The 14,601-nt window shown below is 67.3% G+C and carries 13 protein-coding genes; 10 read left to right on the top strand and 3 right to left on the bottom strand.

Features of this window, described 5'->3' with window-relative positions; all coding sequences use genetic code 11:
* Window positions 1-287 precede the first annotated feature (287 nt).
* The 6 genes from Y958_RS28895 to Y958_RS28870 all read left to right on the top strand — a co-directional run bounded on the left by Y958_RS28895 (window position 288) and on the right by Y958_RS28870 (window position 5,876).
* A complete protein-coding gene (locus Y958_RS28895; RefSeq protein WP_088875387.1) occupies window positions 288-866 on the top strand; it encodes a TetR/AcrR family transcriptional regulator in 579 nt (192 codons plus the stop codon).
* A 92-nt stretch (window positions 867-958) separates the two neighbouring features.
* The gene (locus Y958_RS28890) at window positions 959-1,702 is read left to right on the top strand and encodes a 3-oxoacyl-ACP reductase family protein (RefSeq protein WP_088875386.1); all 744 of its coding nucleotides are present in this window, start codon (window positions 959-961) and stop codon (window positions 1,700-1,702) included.
* A gap of 192 nt (window positions 1,703-1,894) precedes the next feature.
* Window positions 1,895-3,376, top strand: coding sequence for a catalase (locus tag Y958_RS28885; RefSeq protein WP_186291656.1), 1,482 nt, complete (start codon window positions 1,895-1,897; stop codon window positions 3,374-3,376).
* A 191-nt stretch (window positions 3,377-3,567) separates the two neighbouring features.
* On the top strand, window positions 3,568-4,947 hold the full coding sequence (locus Y958_RS28880) for a serine hydrolase domain-containing protein (RefSeq protein WP_088875385.1): 1,380 nt from the start codon (window positions 3,568-3,570) through the stop codon (window positions 4,945-4,947).
* A 71-nt stretch (window positions 4,948-5,018) separates the two neighbouring features.
* A complete protein-coding gene (locus tag Y958_RS28875; protein WP_088875384.1) occupies window positions 5,019-5,369 on the top strand; it encodes an antitoxin Xre/MbcA/ParS toxin-binding domain-containing protein in 351 nt (116 codons plus the stop codon).
* 9 nt (window positions 5,370-5,378) lie between these two features.
* Window positions 5,379-5,876: an RES family NAD+ phosphorylase gene (locus Y958_RS28870; protein ID WP_088875383.1), complete on the top strand. Its 498-nt coding sequence runs from the start codon at window positions 5,379-5,381 to the stop codon at window positions 5,874-5,876.
* Window positions 5,877-5,883: 7 nt separating this feature from the next.
* Here Y958_RS28870 and Y958_RS28865 read toward each other — a convergent pair whose 3' ends face one another.
* Both Y958_RS28865 and Y958_RS28860 read right to left on the bottom strand, forming a co-directional pair.
* A complete protein-coding gene (locus tag Y958_RS28865) occupies window positions 5,884-6,462 on the bottom strand; it encodes an NUDIX domain-containing protein (protein WP_088875382.1) in 579 nt (192 codons plus the stop codon).
* A 124-nt stretch (window positions 6,463-6,586) separates the two neighbouring features.
* Complete coding sequence (locus tag Y958_RS28860) at window positions 6,587-7,171, bottom strand: chorismate mutase (protein WP_145727917.1); 585 nt, start codon at window positions 7,169-7,171, stop codon at window positions 6,587-6,589.
* A 377-nt stretch (window positions 7,172-7,548) separates the two neighbouring features.
* Here Y958_RS28860 and Y958_RS28855 point away from each other — a divergent pair, with 377 nt between their 5' ends.
* The 3 genes from Y958_RS28855 to Y958_RS28845 all read left to right on the top strand — a co-directional run bounded on the left by Y958_RS28855 (window position 7,549) and on the right by Y958_RS28845 (window position 10,130).
* Window positions 7,549-7,989 carry a baeRF12 domain-containing protein gene (locus tag Y958_RS28855; RefSeq protein ID WP_088875380.1) on the top strand — a complete coding sequence of 147 codons (441 nt, stop codon included), beginning with the start codon at window positions 7,549-7,551 and terminating at the stop codon, window positions 7,987-7,989.
* A gap of 80 nt (window positions 7,990-8,069) precedes the next feature.
* Window positions 8,070-8,972 carry an ROK family protein gene (locus tag Y958_RS28850; protein WP_088875379.1) on the top strand — a complete coding sequence of 301 codons (903 nt, stop codon included), beginning with the start codon at window positions 8,070-8,072 and terminating at the stop codon, window positions 8,970-8,972.
* A gap of 60 nt (window positions 8,973-9,032) precedes the next feature.
* A complete protein-coding gene (locus Y958_RS28845) occupies window positions 9,033-10,130 on the top strand; it encodes a LacI family DNA-binding transcriptional regulator (protein WP_088875378.1) in 1,098 nt (365 codons plus the stop codon).
* Here Y958_RS28845 and Y958_RS28840 read toward each other — a convergent pair.
* Window positions 10,099-11,700 carry a sodium:solute symporter gene (locus Y958_RS28840; protein ID WP_088875377.1) on the bottom strand — a complete coding sequence of 534 codons (1,602 nt, stop codon included), beginning with the start codon at window positions 11,698-11,700 and terminating at the stop codon, window positions 10,099-10,101. The two genes, Y958_RS28845 and Y958_RS28840, sit on opposite strands and share 32 nt — an antisense overlap.
* A 354-nt stretch (window positions 11,701-12,054) precedes the next feature.
* Between Y958_RS28840 and Y958_RS28835 the strand changes: the two genes are divergently transcribed.
* Complete coding sequence (locus Y958_RS28835) at window positions 12,055-14,529, top strand: TonB-dependent receptor (RefSeq protein ID WP_088875376.1); 2,475 nt, start codon at window positions 12,055-12,057, stop codon at window positions 14,527-14,529.
* The last annotated feature ends 72 nt before the right edge of the window (window positions 14,530-14,601 follow it).

Here is a 14,601-nt window from a genome sequence, read left to right as displayed (position 1 = left end):
GGAACCGCGGGCCTCAGGTCTGGTGATCACAGGGGGGATGCCAGAGGTCCGTGACGGACCCCAACCAGGCGGCGGCTTAGCCCCCATTCGCCTTGCAGTGTATGTGCGCCAACCGCACCACTATTGTCCGGACCTGCACCGATTTGGCGTTAAGCCTTGTTAAATGTTGCAGGGCGGCACTTTTTGCGGCGGCCAATATCGTTTCACATCCAAGGATTTAGAAGAATCGTGCGGCTTTTTGTCGAATAATTATGGACAGATCAGTCTGGAATCACTATCTGGGAATCATGGCGAGACCCAAGGAATTCGACGGCGAGGTGGCGTTGGGCGCCGCCATCGCCCTTTTCTCCCAGCACGGCTTCGAGGGCACCTCGACCGACGCTTTGCTCCGCGCCATGAGGATTAGCCGGCAGAGCCTGTACGACACCTTCGGCGACAAGCGGCAGCTCTATCTCGCGGCCCTGCGCCGCTACAACCAGGAGAACGTGGCCGATTTCATCCACGCCATGACGGCGGCGCCCACGCCCCTGACGGGGGTGGAATACGCCTTCATGGCCTTCATCGCCAAGGCGGCGGCGTCCCATCATCCCAGCTGCCTGGGCGTCAGCGCCGTATGCGAGTTCGGCCGGGCGGACGCGGAGGTCGCGGCCATCGGTGACGCCTCGGCCCATACCCTGGCCCAGGCCCTGGAAACCCAGCTGACCGCCGCCCGGGCGGCGGGTGAAATGGGAACGGACGTGGACGTGCCAACGGCCGCCGCCTTTCTGGGCGCCACCCTGGCCGGGCTGAAGGTGTCGGCCAGGGCCGGCGCCGACGCCGACACGTTGCGGGGCGTGGCCCGCCTGGCGCTGAAGAGCCTGAAGTGACTGCTTAACCCCCTTGGGCTCCATGAGCCTCAAGGATCGGACTCAGCCTAATTTTAGACTGTTACATCTGTAACAATATGGAGATAGACATCATGACCCTTCCCTTCGGCGGAAAGATCGCCCTGGTCACCGGCGGCTCTCGCGGCATCGGCGCCGCCATCGTCCGCCGCCTGGCCCATGACGGCGCCACCGTGGCCTTCACCTATGCCTCGTCGGAGGCGCTGGCCGGGGCCCTGGTGGATGAGATCAAGGCCGCAGGTGGCCGGGCCCTGGCCATCCGCGCCGACAGCGCCGACGTGGTCGCCCTGCGCCAGGCGGTGGATGAGGTGGCGCAGCTGCAGGGCCGGCTGGACATCCTGGTCAACAACGCCGGCCTGTTGACCCATGGCCTGGTGGACGATTACCCGCTGGAGACTTTCGACCGCATGGTGGCGGTCAATGTCCGCGCCGCCTTCGCGGCGGTGCAGGCGGCCCTGCCCCATATGGGCAGGGGCGGGCGCGTCATCACCACCGGCAGCGTAGCGGCCAACCGCACCGCCTTTCCCGGCGCATCGGTCTACAGCATGACCAAGGGGGCGGTGGCGGCGATGACGCGGGGCATGGCCATCGACCTGGCCCCCCGGGGCATCACCGTGAACGCCATCCAACCCGGCCCCACCGCCACCGACATGGTGCCCACCGACCCGGCCGTGTTGACCCGCCTGATGACGCTGATGCCCATCGGCCGCCTGGGCAAGGATAGCGAGATCGCCAGCCTGGTGGCCTATCTGGCGGGGCCGGAGGCGGGCTTCATCACCGGCGCCTGCCTGACCATCGACGGCGGCTACACGGCGTGACGCCAGCGGCATGAGGTCATGCCGTCGTAGGCCCGAAGGGGCCGCCGGAACACCGCAGAGGTGATGCGGTTGGCGCAACAACGGCAGGGCGGGTTGTGAATGAAACCCGCCCCTGCTTACGGGCCAAATCCGACGCGTGAGCACCGGGGCCCTACCCCGGGCTTCCCCCACGCCTTCATGGAGCCCGCACCCATGTCCGATACATTCGAGTCCGGTGGCCCGTCCACGCCCCACATGACCCATGCCACCGGCGCGCCGGTGGTGGACAATGTGAATATCCAGACCGCCGGACCGCGCGGTCCCGCCCTGCTGCAGGACATCTGGCTGATCGAAAAGCTGGCCCATTTCGATCGCGAGGTGATCCCCGAGCGCCGCATGCACGCCAAGGGCAGCGGCGCCCACGGCACCTTCACCGTCACACAGGACGTCAGCCGCTATACCAAGGCCAAGATCTTCGCCGAGGTGGGCAAGCAGACGCCCCTGTTCGTCCGCTTCTCCACCGTGGCCGGTGAGCGCGGCGCCGCGGACGCGGAGCGAGACATCCGCGGCTTCGCCGTCAAGTTCTATACTGAGGAAGGCAACTGGGACATCGTGGGCAACAACACGCCCGTGTTCTTCTTCCGCGACCCCCTGCGCTTCCCCGACCTGAACCACGCCGTGAAGCGGGATCCGCGCACCGGCATGCGCAGCGCCAACAACAATTGGGACTTCTGGACCCTACTGCCCGAGGCGCTGCACCAGGTCACCATCGTCATGAGCGAGCGCGGCATTCCCCGCAGCTATCGCCATATGCATGGCTTCGGCAGCCACACCTTCAGCCTGATCAACGCCGCCAATGAGCGGCACTGGGTGAAGTTCCACTTCACCTGCCAGCAGGGCATCGAGAACCTGACGGACGGCGAATCCGAGGCCGTCATCGGCAAGGACCGCGAAAGCCACCAGCGCGACCTGTTTGGCGCCATCGAGGCCGGCGACTACCCGCGCTGGACCCTGTCCATCCAGGTCATGACCGAGGCCCAGGCCAAGGCGCACAAGCATAATCCCTTCGACCTGACCAAGACTTGGCCCAAGGCGGACTTCCCCTTGATCGAGGTCGGGGTGATGGAGCTGAACCGCAACCCGGACAACGTCTTCGCCGAGGTGGAGCAGGCGGCCTTCTCCCCCGCCAACATCGTGCCCGGCATCGGCTTCTCCCCCGACAAGATGCTGCAGGCCCGGCTGTTCTCCTATGGCGACGCGCAGCGCTATCGCCTGGGGGTGAACTTCAACCACATTCCGGTGAACGCGCCCAAGTGCCCGTTCCACAGCTATCACCGCGACGGCGCCATGCGCACCGACGGCAATAAAGGCGGCACGCTGCACTACTACCCCAACAGCTATGGCGAATGGCCCGACCATCCCGACTTCGCCGAGCCGCCCCTGCCGCTGGAAGGAACGGCCACCCACTGGGACCACCGGGTGGACGACGACCATTGGGAGCAGCCAGGCATCCTGTTCCGCAAGATGAACCCGGCGCAGCAGAAGCTGCTGTTCGAGAACACCGCCCGGTCCTTGAGCGGGGCGGAGGCGGCGATCCAGGAGCGCCACATCGCTAACTGCGCCAAGGCCGACCCGGCCTATGGCGAGGGTGTGGCCCTGGCCCTGCGCGCCCTGGCGGTGGCCACCGCGCGCTGATCCCGTGACAGGGGCGCCGGCGCCGGTCGAAAGGCGGTGCTTCCCAAGGAGCGGAGGGCCGTCCCCTTTTTCTTGCGCTGGAGGCGACGGTCTTTGGCACGGCAGGCGCCTGGGCGCGTTACTAAGCCCCGTTTCCTAAAGCGGGACGGAGTGACAGGATGACCGTCCCTTCAGCCCACCCCGGGAAGCTCATGCGTACGTTGCTCGCCACCCTGTTCATGAGTGGACTGTTGCTGTCTGGCGCCGCCACCGGCGCGGACCTGGCCCCCGACGTGACCGCCAAGATCGACGCGGCGGTGACGCAGGCGCTGGCGGATAGCGGCACGCCCGGTGCCTCCATCGCCGTGGTGCGCGACGGTACCATTGCCTACGTTCACGCCTATGGCCAGGCGCGGCGGGAACCGGCGGTGGCGGCGACGCCGGCGCAGCGCTTCGCCATCGGCTCGGTCTCCAAGCAGTTCACGGCCGCCGCGGTGATGCTGCTGGTGGAGGATGGCGCGCTGTCGCTGGACGACACGGTGGGCAAATTCATCCCCAACCTGACCGACGGCGATCGCATCACCATCCGCCAGGTGCTGAGCCATACGGCGGGCTATCGCGATTTCTGGCCGCAGGACTACGTCCCCGCCATGATGGAAAAGCCCATCACGGCCGACGGCATCTTCGACCGCTGGGCCCGAGTACCGCTGGATTTCCAGCCGGGCGAGGCCTGGCAGTACTCCAACACCGGCTTCACCATCGCCGCCCGCATCGTGGAAAAGGCCTCGGGCCAGCCATTCTTCACCTTCCTCACCAACCGGGTGCTGAAGCCCCTGGGCCTGGACGCCGCCGACATCGACAAGGGCCCGCTGGGCCCCAAGGACGCCGCCGGCTACACCCGCTACGCCCTGGGCCAGCCGCGCCCCGCCCCGAAGGAGGCGCCCGGCTGGCTGGTGGGCGCCGCCCAATTGGCCCTGACGCCGCAGGATCTGGCCCGCTGGGACATCGCGTTGATGGGGCAGAAGCTGCTGAAGCCGGAAAGCTGGCGCACCATGGAGACGAGCGTGCGCCTGAACAACGGCCAGGACGCGCGCTATGGCCTGGGCCTGACGGTCACCAGCGACGGCGCCGCCCGCCTGCTGCGCCACGGCGGCGAGGTCTCGGGCTTCCTGGCGGAAAACCGGGTGTGGCCGGACCTGGGCATGGCCATCGTCGTGCTGGTCAACAGCGACTATGGCGACCCGGCCGGCATCGCCCAGAAGATCAGCGCCCTGTTGCCGCTGGCGACCCAACCCAGCGCGGAGGAAACCGCGACCGCGCGCGCCTTCCTGGAGGGCCTGGCCCATGGCCACGCCGACGCCACCCACCTGACCGCCAATGGCGCCGCCTATTTCAGCCCGGCGGCGCTGGCGGACTATGCCGCGACCTTGGGCCCGTTGGGCGCCGTGACGGACCTGAAGCCCATGGCCCGCCGCCTGCGCGGCGGCTTCACCGAGGAGATCTACCAGGCCCGCTACGCCAGCCGCAGCGTGCGCATTGTCGCCCGGGCGGACGCGGGGCGGTATGAACAGTTCCTCGTCTATGTCGACTGACCGCCAATCTTGATAGCCGCAGGAATTGACGCCATATTGCGTCATATATGGTGGCTATGAGGATCGCGGCCATGTCACTCACCCAATACGCGGACCACGGCCTGTTCGCACCGGCCAAGATCGCCGACAGCCTGCGCACCACCAGCGAGGAGATCGCCCGGTCAGCCGGCTTGGGCCGCGACGCCATCCAGCGCAAGGATCGCCTGCGGTCCGCCAAGACCCAGCGGCGACTGCGGGAAATGGTGGAGGTCATCAATAAGGTCGAGCCACGTTTCGGCTCGGCCCTGATCGCCTACGCCTGGTACCGATCCGAACCCCTGGCCGGCTTCGCCGGTCAAACGGCAATGCAGCTGGTGCGCGACGGCCGGGCCACCGATGTGCTGGACTATATCGACGCCGTCGACGCCGGCATCCACGCCTAGCCCCCGCCTATGGAGTATCGGGGCCTGCTCTATCGTGCGCTGAATCCGGTGTATGCACGGGAGCCGCTGTCCGGACGGGGGGCGGAGCTTCATGGTGGCCGCTTCAACGCCAAGGGCACACCGGCGCTCTATTGCTCCCTCTCCATCATGACAGCGGTGCGGGAGGCCAACCAGGTGGGCGCCCTGCAACCCACCACCCTTGTCTCCTATGACGCAGACATCGCCGCCGTCTTCGACACCCGCGATACCGCCGCGCTGGCCTCGGAAGGCATGGATGCCGACGGCCTGGCCGACCCGGCTTGGCGCGAGCGGATGCGCCAGACGGGGGAGGCCGCCACCCAGGCCTTCGCCCGGCGTCTGATCGCACAAGGCTTCCACGGCCTGCTGGTCCGCAGCTACGCCCGGGGCGCCGGGGCGATGGACCTGAACTTGGTGCTCTGGCGATGGGGTTCCGCAGCCCCGCGCCGGCTGACCCTCATCGACGACGAGCAACGGCTTGCCCGCTGACGGGTCGTTAGCCCACCAGTCCGTTCAGCTTGGCGTACTGCAGCAGCATGATGGTCTTGGCATCGACGATGCGGCCGTCGGCCACCATGGCCAACGCCTCATCCAAAGTGGGCTCCAGCACCTCGATGTCCTCGCCCTCCGCCACCAAGCCACCGCCGGCGCCGACACGGTCGGCGGCGCTGTAGGGGGCGACGAAGAAGGTCAGGCGTTCGGTGACGGAGCCGGGGCTCATGAAGGCCTCGAACACCTTGCGCGCCTCACCGATGCGGCAGCCGGCCTCTTCCTCTGCCTCGCGGCGGATGGTTTCCTCGGGCGAGGTGTCGTCCAGCAGGCCGGCCACCGCCTCGATCATGGGGGTCGTGTAGCCGGCGACGTAGGCAGCATAGCGGAACTGGCGGATCAGCAGCACGGTGCCACGCACCGGGTCATAGGGCAGGATGACGGCGCCGTGTCCCCGGTCATAAACCTCGCGCGTCATGGTCTGCCAGTCACCGTCGCGGCGGTGATAGTCGAAGGTGACGCTGCGCAGTTCGGACCAGCCCTTGGACAAGAGACGGTCCTCACGAACGCGAATGCGGTCTTTCATGGGGGTACGCTTTCATAGGGGCCGCGGCAGGGCGCCGGGCTCGATAAGGCAATCATTCTGTCGCAAGACCGGTTCTGCCCGCATCCCCCGGGCCGCGAACCCCACCTGCGCCCCACACGCAGGGCTACCCGCCGCACACCCCGACCATGGCGCGGTCCAGCGCGATGGCGTCCAGCGTGCCCGCCGGCAGTTGGCGACGATAGAGATAATCGTTCACCGCCGCCGCCACCTCCGCCCGGCAAGTCTTCCGTGCGCGCAAGGGGGCCACGCCCGGCAGGGCAGCCATCAGCGCCTTCTGCGCCGTGTCCAATTGCGGGCGCACATCACGCACCAGGTCAATCGGCGCATGGTCCGGCGCCGCCCCGCTTCGCGCCCAGTCCGCGATCAAGCCGTATTGCACCAGCTTGTTGGCCTCGATCTGCGCACGGAAAACGCTGGCCACCCAGATGCGCTCCAACCCCTGGCCTTCGCCCTGGGAGACGGCGCTCATGATCACCACCGCCTCGCGTCCGCCATCCTCCACCGCGGCACCACTGTCCCACTTGGACAACGCCACCTGATGGGCCAATGCCAGACGATCGGCCGAGGCCTCGACGACGGCCCGCAGGCTGTCAGCCGGGTCTGCGGGCGGCGCGGCCCTGCCCACGGAAGCCATGCCGATAACGGCCATACCCAGGGCGACACAGGCCAAGAGATGCCGGCGCACCATCAGCGACCATCCGTTCCGGTAATGCAACGATCCAAGCGGACCGGGATTCCATCAAGGCGGCGGTCGTTGGACGCAACGGTCATGGTTCCCCTTTCAAGGCTTGGGCGGGCTCTCTCGCCTCAGACTGGCGTGCGGACGGGTGTGGAGACAAGCGGAATCCCAGACCTTGAGGATGGCCGGAAAATTTTCCACCCTGTCGGGCCAGCTGTCGATTCCGCCCTGTGTCGCACGTCTCTTGGCCACCGGGTGCCCGAAGGGCTGGAACCTTTCCACCGCCCCGCCGTTCCCCGGCAGGCGTCCCCGCAGGCTTGGGTCCCGTAAATTCGGATCCCGTAAGCCCGGGTGACGAACGAGCATCGACTGGGAGGGATGAGATCATGGACGGTATTGTGATTGCCCGGCACAGCTGGATCGTGACATGCGACGGCGCCAAAATGCTGGTCCTGCGCAACGATGGCGACGCCCAAGCCCTGAACCTGACCGTCCAGCACACGGAGACGCGGCCGACCACGCCCACCCGCGAGTTGGGTACCGACCAGCCCGGGCGCTTCGGCATGGGCACCGTGCGCAGCGCCACCGAGGAAACCGACTGGCAGGAGCAGGCGGAGGCGGAATTCCTGGCCCATGTGGCCCAGCATCTGGACACCATGGTGCAGGCCGGCACGGTCGGCCGCATGGTACTGGCCGCTCCGCCGCGCGCCCTGGGTATCCTGCGCAAACATCTGACCCCGGCGACCCGTGACGTCATCGTGGCTGAGGTTGCCAAGGACCTGACCAACCTGCCCGTGCCGGACATACAGCAATTGCTGGCCGCCTAACCACGCGGCCGGCAACTGCCATCGTTGTCAGACGGCCCTGCCCTTGGCAGGATGCCCGCCTCAAAAGCGGGAGGCAGGGCATGAAGCGCATCGGGGCGGTGGAACTGGGCGGCACCAAGGCCGTCGTGGGCGCGGCCGTCATGGAGGGTACAGGGCGGCCGCAGCCCATCGGGACCGTCCGCATCCCCACCACCTCGCCGGAGGAAACGCTGGCGCGCTGCGTTGAGACGCTGCGCGAACTGGGCGGTCGCATGGGCGGCCTGGACGCCGTGGGCGTCGCCAGCTTCGGGCCCCTGCAACTGGATCCCCATCGCCCTGAATACGGCAGCATCACCCGTACCCCCAAGCCAGGGTGGGCCGGCGCGCCGGTGCATGATTACCTGGCCAACGCCCTGGGGGTTCCCGTCGCCATCGACACCGACGTCAACGGCGCCGCCGTGGGTGAAGGCCGTTGGGGTGCCGCCCAGGGCCTGGACAGCCATGTCTACGTGACCGTGGGCACGGGCATCGGCGTTGGCGTGGTGGTGGGCGGACACCCGCAGCACGGCCTGGTGCATCCCGAGGGCGGTCACCTGCTGGTACGGCGCGATCCGGCCCGCGACCCCTACGGTGGTCATTGCCCCTATCACGGCGACTGCTTGGAGGGTCTGGCCTGCGGTCCCGCCATCGAGGCGCGCGTGGGCCGGCCAGCCACGGACCTGGCGGACGACCACCCCGTCTGGGACCTGGTGGGCGACTATCTGGGTCAGATGGCGACCAACCTGCTGTTCGCGCTGTCGCCCCAGCGGATTGTCATCGGCGGCGGCGTGGGTGGGCGCCCCGGCCTGCTGGACCGCGTCCGCCATCATGCCCAACGTCACATCGGCGGCTACATCGACCACCCCGCCCTGACCGAGGGCCTGGCCGGCTTCATCGTGCCGCCCGGCCTGGGCGGGGAGGCGGGCCTGGCCGGCGCCTTGGCCTTGGGGTGGGACGCGCCGTGACCGTCGGCAATCCGGACCCGCTGTTGTATGGTCCGCTGGTTGAACTGTCAGGATCAGGACATGGCTGATAAGCCGGCCGCGACGGCCGCGACACAGGAAGGCCAGGCGAGGACCAAGATGGGCGCTGTCAAGATGGACGACATCGCGCGCATGGCCGGTGTTTCCAAATCGACCGTATCACGCGCCCTGTCCGGCAGCCCGCTGGTGAATGAGGAGACGCGGGCCCGCATCCAGGCCCTGGTGGAGTCCCACTCCTACCGGGTCGACACGCGGGCGCAGGGTTTGCGCAAGGGACACACGCACACCATCGCCGTGGTCATCCCCCTGCTGCACGAACACGACCAGCCCATTTCCGACCCGTTCTTCCTGGAATTGCTGGGCCATATCGCCGACGCCGTTGCCGACCACGGCTATGATCTTCTGCTGTCCAAGATCGGTCCCGGACGGACGAACGGCATGGCCGACCTGGTCGATACCGGGCGGGTGGACGGGCTGATCGCCATCGGCCAGAGCACCGCCCACCTGGGGCTGGAGCGGCTGGCTGCCCGCGGCATGCCCCTGGTGGTCTGGGGAGCCCAGCTGCCCGAGCAACACTATGTGACCGTGGGATCCGATAACCGGGCGGGGGCGGAGCGCGCCGTGGCCCACCTGATCGCCCAGGGGCGGCAACGCATCGTGTTCCTGGGCCAGCGGACGGTGCCGGAAATCCGCCTGCGTCATGAGGGGTATGTCGCGGCCCTGGCGGCGGCCGGCATCGAACCCGATCCAGCGCTGGACGTGCCCACGCGCTTCGCCAGCGCCGCAGCACTGACGGCGATGCGCAGCCTGATCTGTGGCGGCGCATCCTTCGATGCGGTGTTCGCCTGTTCCGACGTCATCGCCATCAGCGCCATCCGCGCCCTGCAGGACCAGGGCCTGAAGGTGCCCGAGGACGTGGCCGTGGTTGGCTATGACGACATCCAGATGGCGGCCTTCTACAACCCCGCCCTGACCACCGTGCGCCAGGATACCGCCACCGGCGGCCGCCTGCTGGTGGACCTGCTGTTCGCGCAGATCGCCGGCCGCACCGCCCGCTCGGTCATGCTGCCGACCGAACTGGTGGTGCGGGCCAGCTGCGGGGCCGCCCTCAGCGGAACCACCACACCAGGACCGCGGTGAGGCCCACCAGGCCCAGCGACAGCACCCGATAGTTCATCCACAGCGGCTGCCCCGCCAGGGTCGCCGTCTCCGCCCGGAAGACGGCCGGCGTCCATACCAGCGCCGCGCCCTCCTTGGATTGGCCGGTGCCCGGCTTGCCGTCACCCGTGGCCAAGCTGACCACCACCAGGATGAGGGCGGAGGCCAGCACCAGCACGGGCGCCATCAGCAGGAAGTGGGGGCCGCCGTGCCCCAGCACCACGCAATAGACGAACAAGCCCAGGCCCAGGGCCAACCCTCCGGCGAAGGCGGCGAAGGCGCCCGTGGCGTTCGCCCGCGCCCAGAACAGGCCCACCAGGAACAGGGCCACGACCGGCGGCACGGCGTAGGCCAGGATGGCCTGGAGGTACTGCCACAGCGAACCGAAGCGGGAGATCTGCGGCGCCCACAGTACGGCCAGGGCCATGAAGGCCAGGGTGGCCAGGCGCCCGGTGGTCACCAAGCGCTTCTCCCCCAGGTGGGGCCAGCGCAGGCGCACGAAATCCATGGTCACCAGGGTGGAGGCGGAATTGAAGGTGGAGGCGGTGGCCGACATGATGGCCGCCAGGAAGCCTGCCACCACCAACCCGACCACGCCGGCGGGCAGCAACTTGAACACCAGCGAGGGGTAGACCAGGTCGCCGCGCGGCAGGCCCGGGAACAGCAACAGGGCGGCGGTGCCGGGCAGCACCATCAGGAACAGCACCGGCAGTTTCAGCAGGCCGGCGAACAGGCAGCCCCAGCGGCCATGGTCGATGCTCTTGGCCGACAGCACGCGCTGCACCATGAACTGGTTGGTGCACCAGAAATAAAACCCGATGAGCGGCACACCGGTGACCAGGCCCGTCCAGGGCAGCACCGGGTCGTTGGCCGGGCGGATGAGGCTCAGCATCTCGGGCTTGGTGGCGGCCATCACCGCGTCCCAACCGCCGGCCTGGCTGAAGGCCATGACGGCGATGACGGCGGCGGCGGTCAGCAGCAGCACGGCCTGGATGGTCTCCGTCACCATAACCGCTGCCAGGCCGCCGGCCGTGGTGTAGATGCCGGCGCCCAGGGCCAGCAGCAGCACGATGACGCCCATGGGCACGGCCGGGAAGGCCAGCTGGAACATCAACGCCCCGCCGTACAGCGTGCCGGCCGTGTCCACCGCGATGTTCAGGAACAGGGTCAGGCCAGAGAACAGCAGGCGCGAGCGCCGGTCATAGCGCCGTTCCAGGAATTCCGGCGTGGTGTAGACGCCCGTCTTGAGCAGGAAGGGCAAGAGGAAGATGCAGAAGAACACCAGGACGACACCCGCCATCCATTCATAATCGAAAACGGCGATGCCGTGGTCGTAGGCGGCGCCCGCCAGGCCGATCAGCGTGGTGCTGGAGATGTTGGAGGCCAGAAGGGCCAGGCCGATGACGGGCCAGGTCTTGGACTTGTGGGCCAGGAAATAGTCCGACGCCGTACGCTGGCGCCGGCTGACCGCCAGGCCGATGGCGATGATGACCACGACATACACCAGGATGATCGCCACATCCCAGGACCCCAGCGGACTGCCGCCGTTCATCCCATCCTCCCTTCAACTCTTGCTTATCCTTGGCGCCGGGGCGGCATCGAAGCGAGCCCCAGCGGACGCACCTTGATCGCCCCAGCAGAAAATTGCAATCGGTTGTATAAAAAACAATTGCCGCTGCCCTGGCCGGCCCATTGCCCCACCACCAAGCCGACTGACAAGCTCTTGGTTAATAAAGATTAATGCGCCTGTCGCGCACCGTGTCATTCGCGGAATGAAGCCACTCAGCAAAACTCCAGAAGACTATTGCAATCGGTTGTAACGTGTGTTTGGGTAAAGGCGTCCAGAGGCGGCCGGGGAGGTCGCCCACAATCGACAATAAAAAAAAGACAAACTAGGGAGATCACCATGAAGCGCCATTTGGCCCGCGCCCTGCTGTTGGGTGCCGCCGTCACGCCCGCCCTGTTCACCCCCGCCCTAGCCGATGAGGTTCCCGCCCAGGGCCAAGCCCCGCAGGGCCTGGACATGGATGAAATCGTCATCACCGCCACGGCCCTGCCGCAGAGCAAGTTCAACACCAGCATCTCGGTCAGCACGCTGAACCCGGACCAGATCGCCCAATCCGCGCCCAGCAGCGCCGCCGACATCCTGCGCAACATCCCCGGTTTCCGGGCCGAGGCGTCGGGCGGCGAAGGCAACGCCAACATCGCGGTCCGCGGCCTGCCGGTCGCCTCCGGTGGCGCCAAATTCCTGCAGTTGCAGGAGGATGGCCTGCCGGTGATGCAGTTCGGCGACATCGCCTTCGGCACCGCCGACACCTATCTGCGCGCCGACTACAACGTGGCGCGCGTGGAGGCCGTCCGCGGCGGCTCCGCCTCCACCTTCGCCAGCAACGCGCCCGGCGGCGTCATCAACTTCGTCAGCGACACCGGCGAGAAGGAGGGGGGAGCCATCGGCCTGACCCGGGGTTTGGACTATAACGAGACGCGGGCCGACTTCGCCTATGGCGGCCCCATCGCCCCCGGCTGGCGCTTCCATGTCGGCGGTTATTACCACACCGGCGAGGGCCCGCGTTCCGTCGGCTATGACGACGCCATGAACGGCGGCCAGGTGAAGGCCAACGTCACCCACGACATGGAAAAGGGCTTCATCCGCCTGGACTTCAAATACCTGAACGACCGCTCGCCCGTTTACCTCCCGGTGCCGCTGGCCATTTCCGGCAGCGGCAGCAACCCGCACATCTCCTCCCTGCCCGGATTCGACGCGCTGAGCGGCGCCTTCCAATCACCTTACTTCCGCAAGGACCTGGCGATAGATGCCAACGGCAACCGCCTGACCACCAACATCGGCGACGGCTATCACCCGGTCAGCACGGCGTTCGGCGGCGAGGCCTCATTCGAGGTGGCGCCCGGCTGGACGCTGGACGACAAGTTCCGCGTGGCCGACAACACCGGCGACTTCGTTGGCCCCTACCCGCAGGAGGTGGACCGCGCCTCCGTCCTGGCGACGGAAATCGGCGGCACCGGCGCCACCCTGCAATACGCCAGTGGTCCCAACGCCGGCCAGACGGTCGGCGCCGCCAGCGTGGGCGGCAACGGGCTGGCATCCCGCATCGCCCTGTTCAACGTCAAGCTCAACGACCTGGGCACCTACACCAACGACCTGAAGGTCACCAAGACGCTGGACACTTTGCCCCTGGGCAAAGGCGCCGTCTCCTTCGGTTATTACAAGGCCCGCCAGAACATCGACATGGACTGGCACTGGAACACCTATCTGGAGACGGTCAACGGCAAGGACGGCGCGCTGCTGAACGTGCTGAACGCCAGTGGCAAGGCCGTCACCTCCAACGGCCTGGTCGCCTATGGCGAGCCCTACTGGGGCAATTGCTGCGTGCGCAGCTATGACATGCACTATGACATCGACGCGCCCTATGCCGCCCTGAACTGGGCCTGGGACAAGCTGACGGTGGACGCCAGCCTGCGCTACGATTACGGCCATGCCTCGGGCAGCTACGCCGGACCCACGGGCACCACGTCCCTGGACGTGAACCAGGACGGTGTGCTGCAGGTGCCGGAGCTGACGGTGCCGGTGGTCAACCAGTCTGCGGCCAACCCGGTCAATTACGACTGGCACTACATTTCCTATTCCATCGGCGCCAATTACGCCATCGACCACGATCTGGCGCTGTTCGTGCGCTATAGCGAGGGTGGACGCGCCAACGCCGACCGCCTGGCCTTCGGTTCCATCAACGCCGATGGCTCCACCGCCTATCAGAACGCGGTGAACAAGGTGAAGCAGGCCGAGGGCGGCGTGAAATGGCGGTCTGACGTCGGCCTCAGCGTCTTCCTCACCGGCTTCTACGCCAACACCGAAGAAGCCAACCAGGACGTGACCTCGCTGACCCAGCGCTTCATCTCCCGCGTCTATGACGCGGAGGGGGCGGAGTTGGAGGCCAGCTACCGCTACGGCGCCTTCCAGCTGGACGCGGGCGTCACCTATACCCATTCCCGCATCACCAAGGATGAGATCACCCCCAGCGACGTGGGCAACGTGCCCCAGCGCCAGGCCGATTTCGTCTATCAGATCACCCCGTCCTACGTGGGCAACGATTACAGCGTGGGCGTGAACATCATCGGCACCACCGACAGCTACGCCGACACCACCAACAAGCTGGTGATGCCCGGTTATGCCCAGGTCAACCTGTTCGCCACCTATAACCTGACCAACGACATCGTCTGGTCGTTCTCCGCCAACAACCTGTTCAACACCCTGGGCCTGACCGAGGTGGATGGAACCACCGATGCCGTGCCCAGCAACGGCATCCTGCTGGCGCGGTCCATCAACGGCCGCACCTTCAAGACCGGCGTCAAATACAGCTTCTGACCCTGGCACCGGCTGGCGGGCCCCACTTTCCTCCCCAGTGGGAACGCCCGTCGCGGGCACCCTCCCGCCAGC

It is taken from the genome of Nitrospirillum viridazoti CBAmc (assembly GCF_000730165.1).
Classification (GTDB): domain Bacteria; phylum Pseudomonadota; class Alphaproteobacteria; order Azospirillales; family Azospirillaceae; genus Nitrospirillum; species Nitrospirillum viridazoti.
Note: the sequence above shows the minus strand (reverse complement) of the source record. Positions and strands in the feature narration are given on the sequence as shown.

What these genes read in the sequence shown, in the direction of transcription:
- Y958_RS28875 (WP_088875384.1), top strand. Translation starts at nt 5,019, where the DNA reads ATGTCACTCACCCAATACGCGGACCACGGCCTGTTCGCACCGGCCAAG.
- Y958_RS28855 (WP_088875380.1), top strand. Translation starts at nt 7,549, where the DNA reads ATGGACGGTATTGTGATTGCCCGGCACAGCTGGATCGTGACATGCGAC.
- Y958_RS28850 (WP_088875379.1), top strand. Translation starts at nt 8,070, where the DNA reads ATGAAGCGCATCGGGGCGGTGGAACTGGGCGGCACCAAGGCCGTCGTG.
- Y958_RS28885 (WP_186291656.1), top strand. Translation starts at nt 1,895, where the DNA reads ATGTCCGATACATTCGAGTCCGGTGGCCCGTCCACGCCCCACATGACC.
- Y958_RS28895 (WP_088875387.1), top strand. Translation starts at nt 288, where the DNA reads ATGGCGAGACCCAAGGAATTCGACGGCGAGGTGGCGTTGGGCGCCGCC.
- Y958_RS28840 (WP_088875377.1), bottom strand. Translation starts at nt 11,700, where the DNA reads ATGAACGGCGGCAGTCCGCTGGGGTCCTGGGATGTGGCGATCATCCTG.
- Y958_RS28835 (WP_088875376.1), top strand. Translation starts at nt 12,055, where the DNA reads ATGAAGCGCCATTTGGCCCGCGCCCTGCTGTTGGGTGCCGCCGTCACG.
- Y958_RS28845 (WP_088875378.1), top strand. Translation starts at nt 9,033, where the DNA reads ATGGCTGATAAGCCGGCCGCGACGGCCGCGACACAGGAAGGCCAGGCG.
- Y958_RS28860 (WP_145727917.1), bottom strand. Translation starts at nt 7,171, where the DNA reads ATGGTGCGCCGGCATCTCTTGGCCTGTGTCGCCCTGGGTATGGCCGTT.
- Y958_RS28870 (WP_088875383.1), top strand. Translation starts at nt 5,379, where the DNA reads ATGGAGTATCGGGGCCTGCTCTATCGTGCGCTGAATCCGGTGTATGCA.
- Y958_RS28890 (WP_088875386.1), top strand. Translation starts at nt 959, where the DNA reads ATGACCCTTCCCTTCGGCGGAAAGATCGCCCTGGTCACCGGCGGCTCT.
- Y958_RS28865 (WP_088875382.1), bottom strand. Translation starts at nt 6,462, where the DNA reads ATGAAAGACCGCATTCGCGTTCGTGAGGACCGTCTCTTGTCCAAGGGC.
- Y958_RS28880 (WP_088875385.1), top strand. Translation starts at nt 3,568, where the DNA reads ATGCGTACGTTGCTCGCCACCCTGTTCATGAGTGGACTGTTGCTGTCT.